At 67.7% G+C, this 17,713-nt stretch carries 17 protein-coding genes; 15 read left to right on the forward strand and 2 right to left on the reverse strand.

The features are described from left to right. The first annotated feature begins 19 nt into the window (after positions 1 to 19). From rpsI to VGG53_RS09100, 4 genes are all read left to right on the forward strand, one after another. A complete protein-coding gene (gene rpsI / locus VGG53_RS09085; protein WP_414688927.1) occupies positions 20 to 517 on the forward strand; it encodes a 30S ribosomal protein S9 in 498 nt (165 codons plus the stop codon). 99 nt (positions 518 to 616) lie between these two features. Further along, on the forward strand, positions 617 to 1,954 hold the full coding sequence (glmM, locus tag VGG53_RS09090; RefSeq protein ID WP_331517713.1) for a phosphoglucosamine mutase: 1,338 nt from the start codon (positions 617 to 619) through the stop codon (positions 1,952 to 1,954). A gap of 49 nt (positions 1,955 to 2,003) precedes the next feature. After that, positions 2,004 to 2,306, forward strand: coding sequence for a type VII secretion target (locus tag VGG53_RS09095; RefSeq protein ID WP_331517714.1), 303 nt, complete (start codon positions 2,004 to 2,006; stop codon positions 2,304 to 2,306). Between the two features lie 8 nt (positions 2,307 to 2,314). Next, on the forward strand, positions 2,315 to 3,658 hold the full coding sequence (locus VGG53_RS09100; RefSeq protein ID WP_331517715.1) for a hypothetical protein: 1,344 nt from the start codon (positions 2,315 to 2,317) through the stop codon (positions 3,656 to 3,658). 9 nt (positions 3,659 to 3,667) lie between these two features. On the opposite strand, the gene VGG53_RS09105 is transcribed toward VGG53_RS09100, so the two are convergent. Next, positions 3,668 to 4,510, reverse strand: a complete 843-nt coding sequence (locus tag VGG53_RS09105; protein ID WP_331517716.1) for a hypothetical protein — start codon at positions 4,508 to 4,510, stop codon at positions 3,668 to 3,670. Between the two features lie 313 nt (positions 4,511 to 4,823). On the opposite strand from VGG53_RS09105, the gene VGG53_RS09110 reads away from it, so the two are divergent. Beyond that, complete coding sequence (locus VGG53_RS09110; protein ID WP_331517717.1) at positions 4,824 to 5,204, forward strand: hypothetical protein; 381 nt, start codon at positions 4,824 to 4,826, stop codon at positions 5,202 to 5,204. A 117-nt stretch (positions 5,205 to 5,321) separates the two neighbouring features. Continuing rightward, positions 5,322 to 7,190, forward strand: a complete 1,869-nt coding sequence (gene glmS / locus VGG53_RS09115) for a glutamine--fructose-6-phosphate transaminase (isomerizing) (protein ID WP_331517718.1) — start codon at positions 5,322 to 5,324, stop codon at positions 7,188 to 7,190. Here glmS and VGG53_RS09120 read toward each other — a convergent pair. After that, a complete protein-coding gene (locus VGG53_RS09120; protein WP_331517719.1) occupies positions 7,177 to 9,117 on the reverse strand; it encodes an NAD(P)/FAD-dependent oxidoreductase in 1,941 nt (646 codons plus the stop codon). The genes glmS and VGG53_RS09120 overlap by 14 nt on opposite strands. Positions 9,118 to 9,254: 137 nt before the next feature. Between VGG53_RS09120 and VGG53_RS09125 the strand changes: the two genes are divergently transcribed. The 9 genes from VGG53_RS09125 to tsaD are packed head-to-tail and all read left to right on the forward strand — an operon-like array spanning position 9,255 to position 17,681. After that, positions 9,255 to 9,896 carry a rhomboid-like protein gene (locus VGG53_RS09125; protein WP_331517796.1) on the forward strand — a complete coding sequence of 214 codons (642 nt, stop codon included), beginning with the start codon at positions 9,255 to 9,257 and terminating at the stop codon, positions 9,894 to 9,896. A 57-nt stretch (positions 9,897 to 9,953) separates the two neighbouring features. Beyond that, complete coding sequence (locus VGG53_RS09130) at positions 9,954 to 11,375, forward strand: NAD(P)H-hydrate dehydratase (RefSeq protein WP_331517721.1); 1,422 nt, start codon at positions 9,954 to 9,956, stop codon at positions 11,373 to 11,375. A 22-nt stretch (positions 11,376 to 11,397) separates the two neighbouring features. After that, positions 11,398 to 12,783 carry a glutamate decarboxylase gene (locus VGG53_RS09135; protein WP_331517723.1) on the forward strand — a complete coding sequence of 462 codons (1,386 nt, stop codon included), beginning with the start codon at positions 11,398 to 11,400 and terminating at the stop codon, positions 12,781 to 12,783. Positions 12,784 to 12,830: 47 nt separating this feature from the next. Further along, on the forward strand, positions 12,831 to 13,991 hold the full coding sequence (gene alr / locus VGG53_RS09140; RefSeq protein ID WP_331517724.1) for an alanine racemase: 1,161 nt from the start codon (positions 12,831 to 12,833) through the stop codon (positions 13,989 to 13,991). A gap of 26 nt (positions 13,992 to 14,017) precedes the next feature. Beyond that, positions 14,018 to 15,109 (forward strand): alpha/beta fold hydrolase, encoded by a 1,092-nt coding sequence (locus tag VGG53_RS09145; RefSeq protein WP_414688928.1) that lies wholly within the window; start codon positions 14,018 to 14,020, stop codon positions 15,107 to 15,109. Further along, positions 15,102 to 15,569, forward strand: coding sequence for a tRNA (adenosine(37)-N6)-threonylcarbamoyltransferase complex ATPase subunit type 1 TsaE (gene tsaE / locus VGG53_RS09150; protein WP_331517726.1), 468 nt, complete (start codon positions 15,102 to 15,104; stop codon positions 15,567 to 15,569). The genes VGG53_RS09145 and tsaE overlap by 8 nt, the downstream gene beginning before the upstream one ends. Then, on the forward strand, positions 15,566 to 16,201 hold the full coding sequence (tsaB, locus tag VGG53_RS09155; protein WP_331517727.1) for a tRNA (adenosine(37)-N6)-threonylcarbamoyltransferase complex dimerization subunit type 1 TsaB: 636 nt from the start codon (positions 15,566 to 15,568) through the stop codon (positions 16,199 to 16,201). The genes tsaE and tsaB overlap by 4 nt, the downstream gene beginning before the upstream one ends. Next, complete coding sequence (rimI, locus tag VGG53_RS09160; RefSeq protein ID WP_331517797.1) at positions 16,195 to 16,659, forward strand: ribosomal protein S18-alanine N-acetyltransferase; 465 nt, start codon at positions 16,195 to 16,197, stop codon at positions 16,657 to 16,659. Before tsaB ends, rimI begins: the two co-directional genes overlap by 7 nt. Further along, a complete protein-coding gene (gene tsaD, locus VGG53_RS09165) occupies positions 16,656 to 17,681 on the forward strand; it encodes a tRNA (adenosine(37)-N6)-threonylcarbamoyltransferase complex transferase subunit TsaD (protein WP_331517728.1) in 1,026 nt (341 codons plus the stop codon). The genes rimI and tsaD overlap by 4 nt, the downstream gene beginning before the upstream one ends. Positions 17,682 to 17,713 lie beyond the last annotated feature (32 nt).

Consider the following 17,713-nt stretch of genomic DNA (forward strand, 5'->3'; position numbering starts at 1 on the left):
TGAGGCGGAGGCCGCAGAGGTGACAGAGACCGCAGAGACCGCCGAGGCTTCTGCGGCCGCTGAGGCCACCGAAGCTTCTGCGACCGCAGCGGCCGCCGCGCCGGCGGCGCGCGAGGACTCCTTCGTCATCGAGCGCCCGATCCAGACCGTCGGCCGTCGCAAGGAGGCCGTGGTCCGGGTGCGCCTGGTGCCCGGCACCGGCAAATTCGACCTCGACGGCCGCAGCCTGGAGGCCTACTTCCCGAACAAGGTGCACCAGCAGCTGATCAAGGCGCCGCTGGTCACCGTCGATCGGGTGGACAGCTTCGACGTCTACGCCCACCTGCATGGTGGCGGCCCGTCCGGTCAGGCCGGCGCGCTGCGGCTGGCGATCGCCCGGGCATTGATCGTGGTCCAGCCCGAGGACCGGCCCGCACTGAAGAAGGCCGGCTTCCTCACCCGTGACCCGCGTGCCACCGAGCGCAAGAAGTACGGCCTGAAGAAGGCCCGCAAGGCGCCGCAGTACAGCAAGCGCTGATCCGGGCGGCGATCACGGCCGCGTACCGGTTGGGTGGCACTCCGGCCAATCCTTTTGTCGTTTGTGTGCGCGGTCACCAACTGTGAGAGGTTTGACCGCATGGGTCGACTATTCGGCACTGACGGCGTCCGCGGGGTCGCCAATCGCGAGCTCACCGCCGAGCTCGCGCTGGCCCTCGGCGCCGCGGCCGCACGACGGCTGACCAGGTCGAGCAGCGGACGACGGCGTGTCGCGGTGATCGGTCGCGATTCCCGTGCCAGCGGCGAAATGCTGGAATCCGCCGTAATCGCCGGCCTGACCAGCGAGGGCGTGGACGCGTTGCGGGCCGGTGTGCTGCCGACCCCGGCGGTGGCCTACCTGACTCACGCCTACGACGCCGACTTCGGGGTGATGATCTCCGCGTCGCACAACCCGATGCCCGACAACGGCATCAAGATCTTCGGACCGGGCGGGCACAAGCTCGACGACGCGACCGAAGACCAGATCGAGGATCTGGTCGCGACCGGGCCCGGGCTGCGTCCCGCCGGCGCCGAGATCGGCCGGGTGATCGACGCCGAGGACGCGCTGGACCGCTACCTGCGTCAGGTCGGCAAGGCCGGCACCGTCCAGCTCAACGGGCTGACCGTGGTCGTCGACTGCGCACACGGCGCCGCGTCGGCGGCCGCACCGCGCGCCTACCGCGCCGCCGGTGCGCGCGTCATCGCGATCAACGCCGAACCCAACGGGCTGAACATCAACGACCGCTGCGGCTCGACCCACCTGGATGTGGTCCGCTCGGCGGTGCTGCAGCACGGCGCCGACCTCGGTCTGGCGCACGACGGCGACGCCGACCGGTGCCTGGCCGTCGATGCCGCCGGCGAGGTCGTCGACGGCGACGCCATCATGGTGATCTTGGCACTGGCGATGCGGGAGGCCGGCGAGCTGACCGGCAACACCCTGGTCGCCACCGTGATGAGCAATCTCGGGCTGCACCTGGCGATGCGCGCGGCCGGGATCGAGGTCCGCACCACCAGCGTCGGTGACCGGTATGTGTTGGAAGAGCTGCGATCTGGTGCGTTCAGCCTCGGCGGCGAGCAATCCGGACACATCGTGCTGCCCACGCTGTCCACCACCGGCGACGGCATTCTCACCGGCCTGCGGCTGATGTCGCGAGTGGCGCAGACCGGCGAGTCGCTGGCCGCGCTGGCCTCCGCGATGCACACGTTGCCGCAAGTGCTGATCAACGTCGGGGTCTCCGACAAGGCCGCCGCGGTTGCCGCGCCGTCGGTGCGCGACGCGGTTGCGCAGGCCGAGGATGAATTGGGCGACACTGGTCGAATCCTGTTGCGCCCCTCCGGAACCGAACAGATGATCCGGGTCATGGTAGAAGCCGACGACGAGAACGTCGCGCACCGGCTCGCCGCGCTGGTCGCCGACACGGTGCGCGCCACGCACTAACTGCCCGATTGCTCGGAACCTTCGCGCGGCGCGTTGCGTCGAACCCGTTATGGCACAACAAGACGCGTTCATCGACGCTGCAGCAGTTCAGGCCGTCGCGAACCGATTTGACGACGCGGCACATCTCATCGACGGTGCGGTGCGCATCCACTTCGGCGGGTTGACCTTCGACGGCACCACGGCCGGGCGGGCATACATCGGGCGGGGCGATGCGTTGCGGTTTGCGCTGCATCGCCTCAGCGGCGAGCTGACGCAATGGGCTCGGGCCAGCATGGAGGTTGCTGCCGCGCTACGGGCCGGTGCGAACCGCTACGCCGACGCCGACCAACTGGCCGCGGCGCGGATCGGTTAGCGGCCCACGTGAGCGACCGGTACGACGTGGCGGCGCGACTGGCCGAGGGCAGGCCGGCAGTTGAGCACACGCAGACCTACGTGCAGGCCTGTCATGCAGTTGGCTATCAGCAGCCCGACCTCACCGCCCGGGCATCGCAAGTCTGGGACTGGTACGACACCGAGACCGGACTCGACCTGCGGGTGCTCGACGGCGACGCCGCCGCGCTTGGTGCCGCGGTCACTGCGATCGAGGAGGCGCTGTGGGTCCAGCGCGCGCAGCTAACCGAGCTGGCTGCGGCGTGGCGAGGTCGAGGTGCGGACTCCGCGATGCGGTTTCTGCAGCGCCACTGCGACGCCGCGGCCGAGGCGGTCGTCCATGTCCGCGCGGCGGCCGAGCGTTACGCCACGCTGCGTGACGACGTGTGGCAGGCGGTCGACGGCAAGGTCGCGACCGCCATCGCGATCGACGAGCGCGCAGCGGCGCAGCGCTCGGCCTGGCTGGCCGCTGCCCACACCGTCACCACCGGTGCGGGGAACCGGCCGACGGCCGAAGAGGTGGTTTCTCAGCAGATTTCGCCATACGTGGACAACGACATTCGCATCGATTGGTTGGCTGCAATGGGGTCGAGCACAGCGTCGGTGGCGGCGTCCTACGACGCGGCCATCCACGTGGTAACGTCCGGTGCCGAGGTCTGTTTCGATGTACCCGGCGACTTGGGTCCGAGTTGGCAACCGGTCGTCGACGAGCCGCCTCGCTTCAGCCCGGCCGCGGAGACGGCACTGCCTGCCGCGGTGCCGACTGTGCCCGCTGCGGCGCCGGCGGTGCGACCACCGACAAGCGAAGAACCGCAGCCACTTTCGACAACAGGGCTCGACGATACGGCATCACCGCTGCCCGAACTGGGGGCGCCGCTCGGCGACGCCGCCGGATTACCCACCGGCGCAGGCAATTTCGGTGGACTGGGCGGTATCGCCGGCGGGATCGGCGGCGTCGTCGGCAGCATCGTGGACGGTATCGGCAGCATCCTGGGGTCGCTGGCCGGCGGGCTCGACGACGGCTCCGACTCCGGCGACTCGCTGGCCGACGACCCACTCGTTGACCAAGCGGACAAGGCCGACGACCCGGACGGCACAGATGACACTGGCGACAAGGCAGAACCGGTCAGCCTCGACGACACCGCACCTGAAGAGCCTGCCGATCCACTCAGCGAAACTCCGCCGACGACCGGTGATGCCGTGGGCGAACCGGTCGCACAGCAGGTCAACCCGCCGCCGCCCGATGCTTCGCCACCAGCAGCGGCCGTACCGCCGGATGACGAAGCAACGCCGTGTGAGATCGCCGAAGATCAACTGCCGCAAGCGGGCCAGTGATGCGAACGCTCAGCCCTTGAGCAACGCGACGAACTTCTCCTCGGGTGTCAAAACCGCCGCCTCGTCCTCGATGGGCTGGGTCCTGGGCAGTTGAACGTCGGGATCGGCGAAGTCGCGATACGTCTTGTCGCCGCTGAGCGCGTACAGCAGATAGCCGGTCAGCAGCGCACGAGTCGTCTTCTGTGTCTTGCGATCCGGGCCGCCAAGGCCGAACGCCCCGGTCAACCGGCGGCCCTCGACCAGCCCGTTTGCTTTGGCCTTGCTGACGATCCGCAGTGTGGCGGAGTCCCATGCTTGCCAGAGGGCAATGGCGTTGGAACGCAAAGACTTTCCAGAGCCCGGCGCACTGAACACCACACCGGGCACGTTGAGCGTCGCCGCCGGCTGCTCAACCGGAGGGTCGGTGACGGTCGGAAAAAGTGCGACCACTGCTTGGGGTTTGGCCTTCATGCCGGCGGCCGCGAACACCGCGGCGGAGCCGCCCAAGCCGTGACCGATCACGCCGAGTTTTCTCGGATGCACACTGATCTTGCCCGGGCCGAGTCGCACTCCGGCGGCGACGTCCAGCGCCCTGCCCAAGTCGAAGGCCAGGTTCAACACCGACGGCGCCAGTCCTCGTTCGGTATCGGGGGCAGCCGCGACGATCCCCCACGAGGCCAGATGCTCCAGCAGACCCGGATAACGCGCGACGCCGGTCAGCCAGTCGTGGCCGAAGGCCACACCCGGGAGGTTGAAACCGGCCTCGGGCGTGTAGACCACGCCTGGTAAGCCCGCGAACGCCAAATCGCCGCGCAAAACTCGGTGTGGCCCGCGTCGGGTGAGGGTGCCGACAAGCTTGCTGGTATTTGCCACCCGTTGACGGTAGCGCACGTCAGCGTCGGCCCGAACGTACTGAGTACCGGGTAAACGTTGGGTGACTGCACGACGCCGGTCACTGGCCCGGCCGATTCGTTGGGCGGCCGCCATTTCACCCCAGGGCAGCCGTGGCCGTTGGGCGGCTGCCCAATTTTATCCACCCTTCGCAGCCCACGGCGGTTATTCACCGCCGACGCCGGTGGTACGCATTATTGAAACCCATTCAATACCAAAGTTATTCACAGGAACTCATAACGAATTTTGCTGCCCGAAGGTTTAGCTGAGCGAGCCGGGGTGGTACCAAGATACGGTGATAAACATCAAACAAATTGCAGCTGCGACTGCCATCGCCTCGGGTCTTGGGCTTGCTGGGGTGGGCGCGGCGAGCGTCGCTGAGGCCATGCCTGCGGCCCCGGTCCCCGACTACCACTGGTGTCCGGGACAGTTCTGGGACCCGGGTTGGGGCAATAACTTCGACTGGGGACGTTGCCACGATGACAACTACTTCGACGGCGAGCCCCACGACCAGGGCCACTGGCACGGTAATGGCCCCTGGCGCCCGGAGGGCCCCGGCGGCCCGGGTGGTCCCGGTTGGGACAACCACGGCGGACCGGGCTGGGACAACCACGGCGGACCAGGCGGACCGGGCGGACCGGGCGGACCCGGCTGGAATGAGCACCAGGGCCGGTAAGCCGGCTAACAAAAACCGAACTCATGCAGGTCAGGAGCGTGCGGCCGTCCCGATCGGGGCGGCTGCACCGCTCTCGGAGGGGTTCGGCGGCGCGCGACTGCACTACCCTGATGGGCTATGTGCGGAATCGTCGGCTACGTCGGGCATCAGAGCGCCCTTGACGTTGTCGTGGGCGCGCTGCGCCGGATGGAGTACCGCGGTTACGACTCGGCGGGTGTGGCGCTGGTCGACGGCGTCGGCAAGCTGACGGTACGTCGGCGTGCCGGCCGGTTGGCCAACCTGGAGAGTGCGCTCGCCGAGACCGACCCCGCGTCACTGGGCGGTACCACCGGCCTCGGTCACACGCGCTGGGCCACGCACGGGCGTCCCACCGACCGCAATGCGCACCCGCACCGCGACGCAGCGGGCAAGATCGCCGTCGTCCACAACGGCATCATCGAGAACTACGCGATTCTGCGCCAGCAACTCGAGACCGCCAGCGTCGAGTTTGCCAGTGACACCGACACCGAGGTGGCCGTTCACCTGGTCGCCCACGAGTACCACCACGGTGAGACCGCGGGCGACTTCACCGCTTCGGTGCTGGCCGCGCTGCGCCGCCTCGAGGGCCATTTCACCCTGGTGTTCGCCAACGCCGATGAACCGGGCACCATCGTCGCGGCGCGGCGCTCGACGCCCTTGGTGGTCGGTATCGGCGACGGCGAGATGTTCGTCGGGTCCGATGTCGCCGCTTTCATCGGACACACCCGCGACGCGGTCGAACTCGGACAGGATCAGGCCGTCGCGATCACCGCCGACAGCTACCGGATCACCGACTTCCACGGCAACGACCTGACCGCGAGTGCCCGAACTTTTCATATCGACTGGGACCTGGACGCCGCCGAAAAGGGTGGCTACGAGTACTTCATGCTCAAGGAGATCGCCGAGCAGCCCACCGCGGTGGCCGACACCCTGCTCGGGCACTTCGTCGACGGCCGCATCGTGCTGGACGAGCAGCGGCTCTCCGATCAGGAACTGCGCGAGATCGACAAGGTGTTTGTGGTGGCCTGTGGCACCGCGTATCACTCCGGGCTGTTGGCCAAATATGCCATCGAGCACTGGACCCGGCTGCCCGTCGAGGTGGAGCTGGCCAGCGAGTTCCGTTACCGCGACCCGGTGCTGGACCGCAGCACGCTGGTGGTGGCCATCTCGCAGTCCGGGGAGACCGCCGACACCTTGGAAGCCGTGCGGCACGCCAAGGAGCAGAAGGCCAAGGTCCTGGCGATCTGCAACACCAACGGCTCGCAGATCCCGCGCGAATGCGACGCGGTGCTCTACACCCGCGCCGGCCCGGAGATCGGCGTCGCCTCGACGAAGACGTTCTTGGCGCAGATCGCCGCCAACTACCTGGTCGGGCTGGCCTTGGCGCAGGCTCGCGGGACCAAATACCCCGACGAGGTCGAACGCGAGTACCGCGAGCTGGAGTCGATGCCGGACCTGGTGGCCCGCGTGATCGCCGAGATCGCCCCGGTGGCCGCGCTGGCCCATCGGTTCGCTCAGGCGTCGACCATCTTGTTCCTCGGCCGCCATGTCGGTTACCCGGTGGCGCTGGAGGGCGCGCTGAAACTGAAGGAACTGGCCTACATGCACGCCGAGGGCTTCGCCGCCGGTGAGCTCAAACACGGCCCGATCGCGTTGATCGAAGACAATCTGCCGGTGATCGTCGTGATGCCCTCACCGAAGAGCGCCGCCATGCTGCACGCCAAGCTGTTGTCCAACATCCGCGAGATCCAGACCCGCGGCGCGATTACCATCGTGATCGCCGAGGAGGGTGACGACACGGTTCGTCCTTACGCCGATCACCTGTTCGAAATACCTTCGGTGTCAACGCTTTTCCAGCCGCTACTGTCGACCATCCCGCTGCAGGTGTTCGCGGCCTCGGTGGCGCAGGCCCGCGGTTACGACGTCGACAAGCCGCGGAACCTGGCCAAGTCGGTCACCGTCGAGTAGTCCTGCTCCGGGTGACGAACGCAGACCAGTCGGGTTCGCGTGTCGCTGCCCAGTATTCGTTGAGCCGCCACGGGCTGACGGTGTGGATCTCGCCGTCGGAGTTCTTGAAGTACGAATGCTTGACGGCAGGATGCGACCACACCATCTGCTTGATCTCATCCTGGGTGCGCCGATGCCAATCGGCCGCGGCTTCGGCGGTCGGCTCGATGGAATGCACGGTCGGCTCAGCAAGTTTCGCCAGACAGCTGTTGATGTAACGCATTTGCAGTTCGGAGTTGAAGATCAGGCTGCCGCCGTGGGCGAGATGCGCACCCGGCCCGTAGATCACGAAAAAGTTCGGGAACTGCGGAATGGTGATGCCCAGATAGGCGAACGGCCGACTGCCCCAGACCCGGTGCAGGTCGACGCCGTCGCGGCCGGTGATGGTCATCGGCCACAGCACGTCGGTGTGCCGAAACCCGGTGGCGTAGACGATGACATCGACATGATGGGTTTCGCCGTCATCGGTGACGACGCCATCGGCGGTAATCTGCTCGATCGGGTTGCGCACCAGGTCGACGTCGTCGCGGCGCAGCGTGCGCAGCCAGCTGCCGTTGTCCTGCAGCGTCCGTTTGCCGGTGGCCGGGTAGTCCGGTAGCACCCTGGCCAGCAACTCCTGGTCGCCGTCGACCTGAGTGGTGATCCAGTCGGTAAACATCAGGCGGGCAACGGCATTGATCTCGCTGACGGCATTGTCCTGGTCGGGGTAGGCGGGGTCCACTCGCGCGGCATCGAGACCCTTGTCGGCGCCGGGCCACAGCACAAGGAATCGGTACCAGCGCGGGTAGAACGGCAGGTGGTCCATCGCCCAGCGCACACCGTCGCCGACTTCCTCGTGGTACATCGGGTTGGGGAACATCCACTGGCCGGTGCGCTGAAACACCGTGAGGTGCTCCACGTCGTCGGCGATGGCCGGCGCGATCTGAAACCCACTGGCGCCCGCGCCGATCAGCGCCACGCGCTTGCCGGTCAGATCGACGGAGTGATCCCATGTCGCCGAATGAAAAGACGGACCGCGAAACTTCCTGGCGCCCTTGAACTCCGGGATGTGCGGACGGTTGAGCTGGCCGACCGCGGCGATGACGGCGCGCGCCGGCATCGTGGTCAGACCCTCGTCGTCCTCGCGCATGGTGACCGTCCACATGCCATCCTCGTCGTCCCACTCAACGGCAACGACTTCGCTGCGCCAGCGCACGTGGTCGTTGAGATGATGCTTGTGCATCACGCGGGTGAAGTAGCTCTGCAGCTCCGGCTGCTCGGCGAAGAAATGCGACCACTCATTGCTCGGCTCGAAGCTGTAGCAGTAGAAGTGGTTGGCCACGTCGACGCGTGCGCCCGGATAGCTGTTCTCCCACCATGTTCCACCCGGGCCGGCGTTCTTCTCCACGATGGTGAAGGGAAGGTTGGCCTGGCGCAGGCGAATTCCGGCCAGGATGCCGGATTCGCCACAGCCGATGACCACGACCGGCAGTTGCGCCGCGCGATCGGAGTCCAGCGAAGCCGGTCGGCGGGGGTCGACGCCCTCGAGGTCCATTTCTTCGGCGAGCAGCTCCTGGTAGTCGTCGGGCACGCTTTCGCAGGCCGCCCAGTTCATCATCTCCCGGATGAGCTCGGCCGACAGCGGGGCAAGCTCAGGGCAGCCACGGTCGCGATAGTCGGCGATCACCGGCAGCGCCTCGCTCCGCGCGCGAGCCTTGTCCTCTTCGGACATGAATCCCTGGACCTCGTTGAGGAAGATCCCGGCCGGTTTGAAGTCGCGGACGAAGCGGGGATCGCCGGTGATGTGCACCAGCGACAGCAACAGTGTCGGAATGCTGACCTGCTCGAGCGCGGTGGCGATGTCGGTATCCGGGGTAGTGAAGGGTTGGCCCGCGTAGCGGCTGCGCACCAAGTGAGATCCTTTCGCATCATCGCTGAGCGCCTGCGACGGAAGCCCGGAATTACGATACGCAGGGTTTCGTAATTGGAATTCAACGATACGCGGGGCGTCGTAGCGGATCAAGGGGTCGCTGCGCAGGACGAGCCCTGCACCGTGTCAAGGTAATCGCCGTGCGGCTGTGGCGATTCGTGAGAACCGCGCCGTTGACCTATCTGTGGCTGACCGTGCTGCTGATAACGACGATCGTTGCGCACCACCTGGGCCGGCGTGCATTGCATCAGGTGCTGATCCACGGCTCCACGAACCTTCGCGATCTGTCCCGTGACCCGCTGACCGTGCTAGGTGAAAGCCTGCTCTGGATCGACGGCCGCTACTGGCTGCCCTACCTCGCGCTGTTCTCGTTGTTCCTTGCTCCAGCCGAGCACTGGCTCGGCCAAATCCGTTGGCTTACCGTCGGACTGACCGCACACGTCGGCGCAACCTACATCAGCGAGGGCCTGCTGTACTTGCAGATCCAGTATCACCACGCACCGGAGCGGCTCGTCCGTGCCACCGATATCGGAGTCAGCTACTTTTTGGTCGGCGTGATAGCCGTGCTTTCCTATCGCCTCGCCCGGCCGTGGCGATGGGCCTACCTCGCGGTGCTGATCACCGTCTTTGTGGTGCCGTTGATCGCAACCCCGAACTTCACTGCGATCGGCCACTTTTCGGCGATTTTCATCGGGCTGTCGTTCTACCCGATGGCCCGACGGCGGACCGCTACGCCCGCCTCGGCCAGCTCGGTCTAGATATTTAGCCTGTTTAATCGACTGTACCGGCGTTGCGGGACCCGTAATCTGGGCACGATGCGGCACTACTACTCGGCTGAGGCGATCCGCGAGGCCGAAGCGCCGCTGCTGGCGAACCTGCCCGACGGCGCGCTGATGGCGCGTGCGGCCTACGGACTGGCCACCGCAATAATCGCCGAGTTGACCGCCCGCACCGGCGGGGTTGCCGGACGGCGGGTGTGCGCGGTGGTCGGCTCGGGCGACAACGGCGGTGACGCGTTGTGGGCGGCAACCTTTCTGCGCCGCCGCGGCGCGGCCGCCGACGCGATACTGCTCAAACCCGAACGCACCCACCAAAAGGGGCTGGCTGCCTTCCGCAAAGCCGGCGGCCGGGTCGTCGACAGCGTCGCGGCGACGACCGACCTCGTCATCGATGGCGTTGTCGGCATCTCCGCATCCGGGCCGTTGCGGCCGGACGCGGCCGCCGTCTTCGAGTCGGTCGAGGCCAAGGACATCCCGGTCGTCGCCGTCGACATTCCCAGCGGCATCGACGTCGCCACCGGCGCGATCACCGGACCCGCCGTACACGCCGCGCTGACCGTCACGTTCGGTGGCCTCAAGCCGGCGCACGTGCTGGCCGACTGCGGGCGGGTGCGGTTGATCGACATCGGCCTGGACCTGCCCGACGCTGAGGTTGTCGGCTTCGACGCGGCCGACGTCGCGGCACGCTGGCCGGTGCCGGGCCCGCACGACGACAAGTACACCCAGGGCGTCACCGGCGTGATGGCCGGGTCGTCGACCTATCCGGGCGCCGCGGTGCTGTGCACCGGTGCCGCCGTGGCGGCGACCTCCGGAATGGTGCGTTACGCGGGCAGCGCCCACAGCCAAGTGCTGGCGCACTGGCCCGAGGTGATCGCGTCGCCCAACCCGTCCGCGGCCGGACGGGTGCAGTCCTGGGTGGTCGGGCCGGGACTGGGCACCGACGAAACCGGTGCTGCCGCACTGTGGTTCGCGCTGGAGACCGACCTGCCGGTGCTGGTGGACGCCGACGGGTTGACCATCCTGGCGGCGCACCCCGACATGCTCGCAGCCCGTCGTCCCCCGACCGTGCTGACACCGCACGCCGGCGAGTTCGCCCGGCTGGCCGGCGCACCGCCCGGTGACGACCGCATCGGCGCCACCCGCAAGCTCGCCGACGCGGTGGGGGCGACCGTGCTGCTGAAAGGCAACGTCACCGTGATCGCCGATCCCGGTGGCCCGGTGTACCTCAACCCGGCCGGGCAGTCCTGGGCGTCGACCGCCGGGTCCGGCGATCTGCTGTCCGGGATGATCGGCGCTCTGCTGGCCGCGGGGTTGCCGCCCTGCGAAGCCGCCGCCGCGGCGGCCTTCGTGCACGCTCGGGCCGCGGCGCTGTCGGCCGCCGACCCGGGGCCGGGGTATGCGCCGACGTCGGCGTCTCGCATCGTCGGTCACATCCGCTCCGCTTTAGCCGCGCTCTAGCTCACTACCGAAAGGATCCGCCGTGTCCAGCAGCCACCCGTCCCTGCCCGCGCACTCGATCGCCCCCGCCTACACCGGCCGCATATTCACCACCCCGGTGCCGGCATTGCGACTGCCCGAGGAGTCGATGGATCCCGACGCCGCCTACCGCTTCATACACGACGAGCTGATGCTCGACGGCAGTTCGCGGCTGAACCTGGCGACCTTCGTGACGACCTGGATGGATCCCCAGGCGGACAGGCTGATGGCCGAGACGTTCGACAAGAACATGATCGACAAGGACGAATATCCGTTGACCGCGGCGATCGAGCAGCGCTGCGTATGCATGGTGGCCGATCTCTTTCACGCCGATCACCTGCGCGACGACGACCCGTCCAGCGCCATCGGGGTGTCGACCATCGGCTCCAGCGAGGCGGTGATGCTGGGCGGGCTGGCCCTGAAATGGCGCTGGCGCGAAAAGGTCGGCAAAGGCTGGGAAAAGCGCACCCCGAATCTGGTGATGGGGTCCAACGTCCAGGTGGTATGGGAGAAGTTCTGTCGCTACTTCGACGTCGAGCCGCGGTATCTGCCGATGGAGGAGGGCCGCTACGTCATCACCCCCGAACAGGTCGTCGACGCCGTCGACGAAAACACCATCGGGGTGGTCGGGATCCTGGGCACCACCTACACCGGTGAACTCGAACCGATCGCGGAAATCTGTGCGGCGCTGGACAAGCTAGCCGACGGCGGTGGTGTGGACGTGCCGGTGCACGTCGACGCGGCCAGCGGTGGCTTCGTGGTGCCGTTCCTGCACCCCGAGCTGAAGTGGGACTTCCGGCTGCCCCGGGTGGTGTCGATCAACGTCAGCGGGCACAAATACGGGCTGACCTACCCCGGCATCGGTTTCGTGGTGTGGCGCAGCCAGGAGCACCTGCCCGAGGACCTGGTGTTCCACGTCAATTACCTCGGCGGTGACATGCCGACCTTCACGCTGAACTTCTCCCGCGCGGGCAACCAGGTGATCGGTCAGTACTACAACTTCCTGCGACTGGGCCGCGAGGGCTACACGCAGGTCATGCAGAGTTTGTCGTCGACCGCCCGCTGGCTGGGTGAGCAGCTGCGGGTAGCCGACCACTGCGAGCTGATCTCGGACGGTTCGGCGATCCCCGTTGTCAGCTTCCGGCTGGCCCGCGGTCTGGGCTACACCGAGTTCGATGTCTCCCACGAGTTGCGCGGCTTCGGCTGGCAGGTGCCGGCCTACACGATGCCGGACAACGCCACCGACATCTCGGTGCTACGCGTCGTGGTGCGCGAAGGCCTGTCGGCCGACCTGGCCCGGGCGCTGCACGACGACGCTCGCACCGCTTTGGCCAGCTTGGACAAGCTCAAGCCGGGTGGGCACTACCAGGCCGAGCATTTCGCGCACTGACCTGTGGGAATGCGGCCGCGAGGGCCGGTTCTGGGACAATATCGGCCGTGGCTGTTACGCCGACATCCCTGACACCGGGCGTCCTCGCTGAGGTCGTCGTGGATCTGGGTGCCATCGTGCACAACGTGCGGGTGCTGCGTGAGCACGCCGGCGGTGCGCAGGTGATGGCTGTCGTCAAGGCCGACGGCTACGGGCACGGCGCCGGGCAGGTGGCCCGGGCCGCGTTGGCCGCAGGTGCGGCCGAGTTGGGTGTGGCCACCGTCGACGAGGCACTGGCGCTGCGCACCGAAGGCCTCACCGCGCCCGTGTTGGCCTGGCTGCATCCGCCGGGCATCGACTTCGGGCCCGCGCTGCTGGCCGACGTGCAGATCGCGGTGTCGTCGACGCGGCAGCTCGACGAGCTACTGGCCGCGGTCCGTCGCACCGGCCGCACCGCCGCGGTGACCGTCAAGGTGGACACCGGGCTGAACCGCAACGGCGTGCCGTTGGCCCACTACCCGTCGATGCTGACCGCGTTGCGCCAGGCCATCGCCGAGGGCACCATCCGGTTGCGGGGCCTGATGTCGCATATGGTTTACGCCGACCAGCCCAACAATCCGATCAATGACCTTCAGGCGCAACGGTTTACCGATATCGTGGCCCTGGCGCGTGACCAGAAGTTGCCATTCGAAGTGGCGCACCTGTCGAACTCGTCGGCCACGATGTCGCGCCCCGAGCTGGCTTTCGACATGGTCCGGCCCGGTATCGCAGTGTACGGCCTGAGTCCGGTACCCACCCTGGGAGACATGGGCTTGATGCCGGCGATGACGGTGAAATGCGCAGTGGCGCTGGTGAAGTCGATTCGAGCCGGCGAGGGCGTGTCGTACGGGCATACCTGGATCGCGCAGCACGACACCACGGTGGCCCTGCTGCCGATCGGCTACGCCGACGGCGTCTTCCGGTCGCTGGGCGGGCGACTCGATGTGCTGATCAACGGCCGCCGATACCCCGGTGTCGGCCGCATCTGTATGGACCAGTTCCTGGTCGACCTCGGGCCCGGCCACGTCGACGTCACAGAAGGCGACGAGGCGATCCTGTTCGGGCCGGGCACCCGAGGTGAGCCGACCGCGCAGGAGTGGGCGGATCTGCTGGACACCATCCACTACGAAGTGGTGACCAGTCCGCGCGGACGGATCACCAGAACCTATCGCGAGGCTGAGAATCGTTGAGCGACCGGGAATTTGACCGCTTACACCTGGGTAGGCGAGGGCGGTGGCTGGCAGGTGCCGCAGGAGTCAGCGCGGTGGGTACCATCGCCGGGGTCAGTGCGGCCCGGTCGATGCTCAACCGGCGTGCGGTCATCGACGATCCGTTCGTCCACGAGGATTTCGAGACACTCGACGGCGACCGCAGCTACCTGGTGACAACCCCTGACGGTGTGCCGCTGGCGGTGCGCGAGGTCGGGCCCACCGACGCACCTCTGACCGTCGTGTTCACCCACGGCTTTTGTCTTCGCATGGGGGCCTTCCACTTTCAGCGCATACGGTTGTGCGACGAGTGGGGGTCGCAGGTCCGGATGATCTTCTACGACCAGCGCGGTCACGGCCGGTCGGGTGAAGCTCCGCCGCAGACTTACACGGTGACGCAGCTGGGCATGGACCTGGAGACCGTGCTGCAGGAGATCGCGCCGCGCGGCCCGATCGTGCTCGTCGGCCATTCGATGGGTGGGATGACGGTGTTGTCGCACGCTCGGCAGTTCCCCCGTCACTACGGCAGTCGGATCACCGGCGCGGCGCTGATCTCATCTGCGGCCGAAGGGGTGGCCAAGTCGCCGCTCGGCGAGATCCTGAATAACCCTGCGCTGGAGGCTGTTCTGCGAGCCGCGCGCTCGGCGCCCAAGCTGGTGCAACGTGGCCGCACCGCGGCGCGTTCGCTGATCGGGCCGATTCTGCGGGCGGCGTCCTATGCCGATGAGAACGTCAGTCCGAGCATTGCGGCGTTCTCCGAGAAGATGATGCTCGAAACCCCGGTCCCGACGATGGTGGAATTTCTGCACGCGCTGCAGGTGCACGACGAGACCGCTGGGCTGGCCACACTGGCGACGATCCCGACGCTGATCGTCTGCGGTGATCACGACCTGGTCACCCCCGACAGGTATTCGAGGCGAATGGCCGAGGCGCTGCCGGATTGTGAGTTGGTGATCGTCTCGCGCGCAGGCCATCTGGTGTTGCTGGCCAAGCCGGATCCGATCAGCGACGGGTTGGTGCGACTGGTGAAGCGTGCGACGCCAAGCAGATTCGCGGTGCTGAGCCGACGGTGGCGTGATCGGCTGCTGCGTCGTGACTGAGGGAGGGTCTGGCACCGCGACACTGCCGCATGTCGACGACACCGTCGCGCTGGGTACGCGGCTGGGCCGTCAATTGCGTGCCGGCGACGTCGTGGTGCTCACCGGCCCGCTCGGCGCGGGAAAAACAGTGCTGGCCAAGGGGATTGCAGCGGCGATGGACGTCGACGGGCCGGTGACCTCGCCGACGTTCGTGCTGGCGCGGGTGCATCCGGCGCGACGGGACGGCGCCCCGGCGATGATCCACGTCGACGTCTACCGGCTGCTGGACCACACCGGCGCCGACCTGCTCGACGAGCTCGAAAGCCTGGATCTGGACACCGAACTCGACGATGCCGTCGTAGTCGTGGAGTGGGGCGAAGGCCTGGTCGAACGGTTGTCCGACCGGCATCTGGACGTGCGCCTCGAGCGAATCAGCGACTCCGACACCCGAACTGCGACGTGGCAGTGGAGCTGCCGATGAGTCGCATCGTGTTGGCCATCGACACCTCAACTCCGGCGGTGACGGCTGGCGTGGTAGCCGAAGGCTCAGAATCGAAGGTGCTGGCCGAGCGGGTGAGCATCGACGCGCGCGCGCACGCCGAACGGATCACCCCGAATGTGTTGGCCGCGCTGGCCGATGCCGCGCTTTCGATGGCCGACCTCGATGCCGTGGTCGTCGGCTGCGGTCCGGGTCCGTTCACCGGCCTGCGGGTCGGCATGGCGACCGCGGCGGCCTACGGTCACGCGCTCGGCATGCCGGTGTACGGGGTCTGCAGCCTCGATGCCATCGGCGGGCAGACCACCGGCGAGGTGCTGGTGGTCACCGATGCCCGTCGGCGCGAGGTCTACTGGGCCCGCTATCGCTACGGTATTCGGACCGGCGGACCAGCCGTTGCTGCCCCGGCCGACGTCGACCCGGGTCGGGCGCAATCGGTTGCCGGCTCACCGGACCATGCTGCACTGTTCGGGCTGCCGTGCCGTGAACCGCTGTACCCCGACGCGGCCGGCCTGGTGGCCGCGGTGTCTGACTGGTCGCAACCTCCCGCCGCGCTGGTGCCGTTGTATCTGCGCCGGCCGGACGCCAAGACGCTGGCCGAGCGGGCCGGATCGTGAACGTGACCATCGACGTGCTTACCGAGGCCGACGCCGATCGCTGCGCCGAACTGGAGGCGCTGTTGTTTCCCGGCGACGACCCTTGGCCGACAGCCGCATTCGTCCGCGAGCTCGCCGCTGACCACAATCACTATGTGGCCGCCCGCACCGCTGCTGACGGCGGCACGTTGATCGGCTACGGCGGTATATCCCGGTTGGGCCGTACGCCGCCATTCGAATACGAAATCCACACCATCGGCGTCGACCCCGCTTACCAAGGCCGCGGCATCGGCCGGCGGATGCTGGTGGAGCTGCTCGACATCGCCGGGGAGGCCGTCGTGTATCTGGAGGTCCGCACCGACAACGCGGCGGCGATAGCGCTGTATCGCAGCGTGGGATTCACCGAAGTAGGCGTGCGCCGGCGGTATTACCGGATCAGCGGCGCAGACGCGTACACGATGCGGCGAGAGGCGCTATGAGGACCATCCTTGCTATCGAGACGTCGTGCGACGAAACGGGTGTCGGCATCGCCCGGCTCAACGGCGACGGGACCGTGACACTGCTGGCCGACGAGGTGGCGTCCAGCGTCGACGAACATGTCCGGTTCGGGGGCGTCGTGCCCGAGGTCGCGTCGCGGGCCCACCTGGAGGCGCTCGAGCCGGCGGTGCGACGTGCACTGGCTACCGCGGGTCTGGGTAAACCCGATATCGTCGCGGCCACTATCGGGCCGGGACTGGCCGGTGCGTTGTTGGTGGGAGTGGCTGCGGCCAAAGCCTATTCGGCCGCCTGGGACGTGCCGTTCTACGCGGTGAACCATCTAGGCGGCCACTTGGCGGCCGACGTCTACGAACACGGCCCGCTGCCGGAGAGCGTGACGCTGCTGGTGTCGGGCGGCCATACCCACCTGCTACATGTCCGGTCGCTCGGTGAGCCGATCGTCGAGTTGGGCAGCACCGTGGACGACGCCGCGGGGGAGGCCTACGACAAGGTGGCCCGGCTGCTGGGGCTGGGCTATCCGGGCGGCAAGGTGCTCGACGATCTGGCACGTAGCGGCGATCCGGAGGCGATCGTGTTCCCTCGCGGCATGACCGGCCCGGCCGACGAGGCCCACGCGTTCAGCTTCTCCGGGCTCAAGACCGCGGTCGCGCGCTACGTGGAAAGCCACCCGGACGCGTCGACCGCCGACATCGCCGCCGGTTTCCAGGAGTCGGTGGCCGACGTGCTGACCGTGAAGGCGGTCCGTGCGGCCACCCAGCTGGGCGTGTCGACCCTGCTCATCGCGGGCGGCGTGGCCGCCAACTCGCGACTGCGTGAGCTGGCCGCGCAGCGGTGCGAGGCGGCCGGGTTGACGCTGCGTATCCCCGGCCCGCGGCTGTGCACCGACAACGGAGCGATGATCGCGTCCTTCGCCGCACACCTGGTAGCCGCCGGGGCGTCGCCGTCGCCGCTGGACGTGGCCAGCGACCCAGGCTTGCCCGTGGTAAAAAGCCAAGTCGCCTGAAGCAGCAGCCCAACCTTGAGTGCTAGCACTCG

Origin of the sequence: Mycobacterium sp., from assembly GCF_036490025.1 — a bacterium.
Classification (GTDB): domain Bacteria; phylum Actinomycetota; class Actinomycetes; order Mycobacteriales; family Mycobacteriaceae; genus Mycobacterium.

Excerpts from the sequence above, each read along its gene's own strand:
- glmM (WP_331517713.1), top strand. The coding sequence starts at position 617 with ATGGGTCGACTATTCGGCACTGACGGCGTCCGCGGGGTCGCCAATCGC.
- VGG53_RS09095 (WP_331517714.1), top strand. The coding sequence starts at position 2,004 with ATGGCACAACAAGACGCGTTCATCGACGCTGCAGCAGTTCAGGCCGTC.
- glmS (WP_331517718.1), top strand. The coding sequence starts at position 5,322 with ATGTGCGGAATCGTCGGCTACGTCGGGCATCAGAGCGCCCTTGACGTT.
- VGG53_RS09130 (WP_331517721.1), top strand. The coding sequence starts at position 9,954 with ATGCGGCACTACTACTCGGCTGAGGCGATCCGCGAGGCCGAAGCGCCG.
- tsaB (WP_331517727.1), top strand. The coding sequence starts at position 15,566 with ATGAGTCGCATCGTGTTGGCCATCGACACCTCAACTCCGGCGGTGACG.
- tsaD (WP_331517728.1), top strand. The coding sequence starts at position 16,656 with ATGAGGACCATCCTTGCTATCGAGACGTCGTGCGACGAAACGGGTGTC.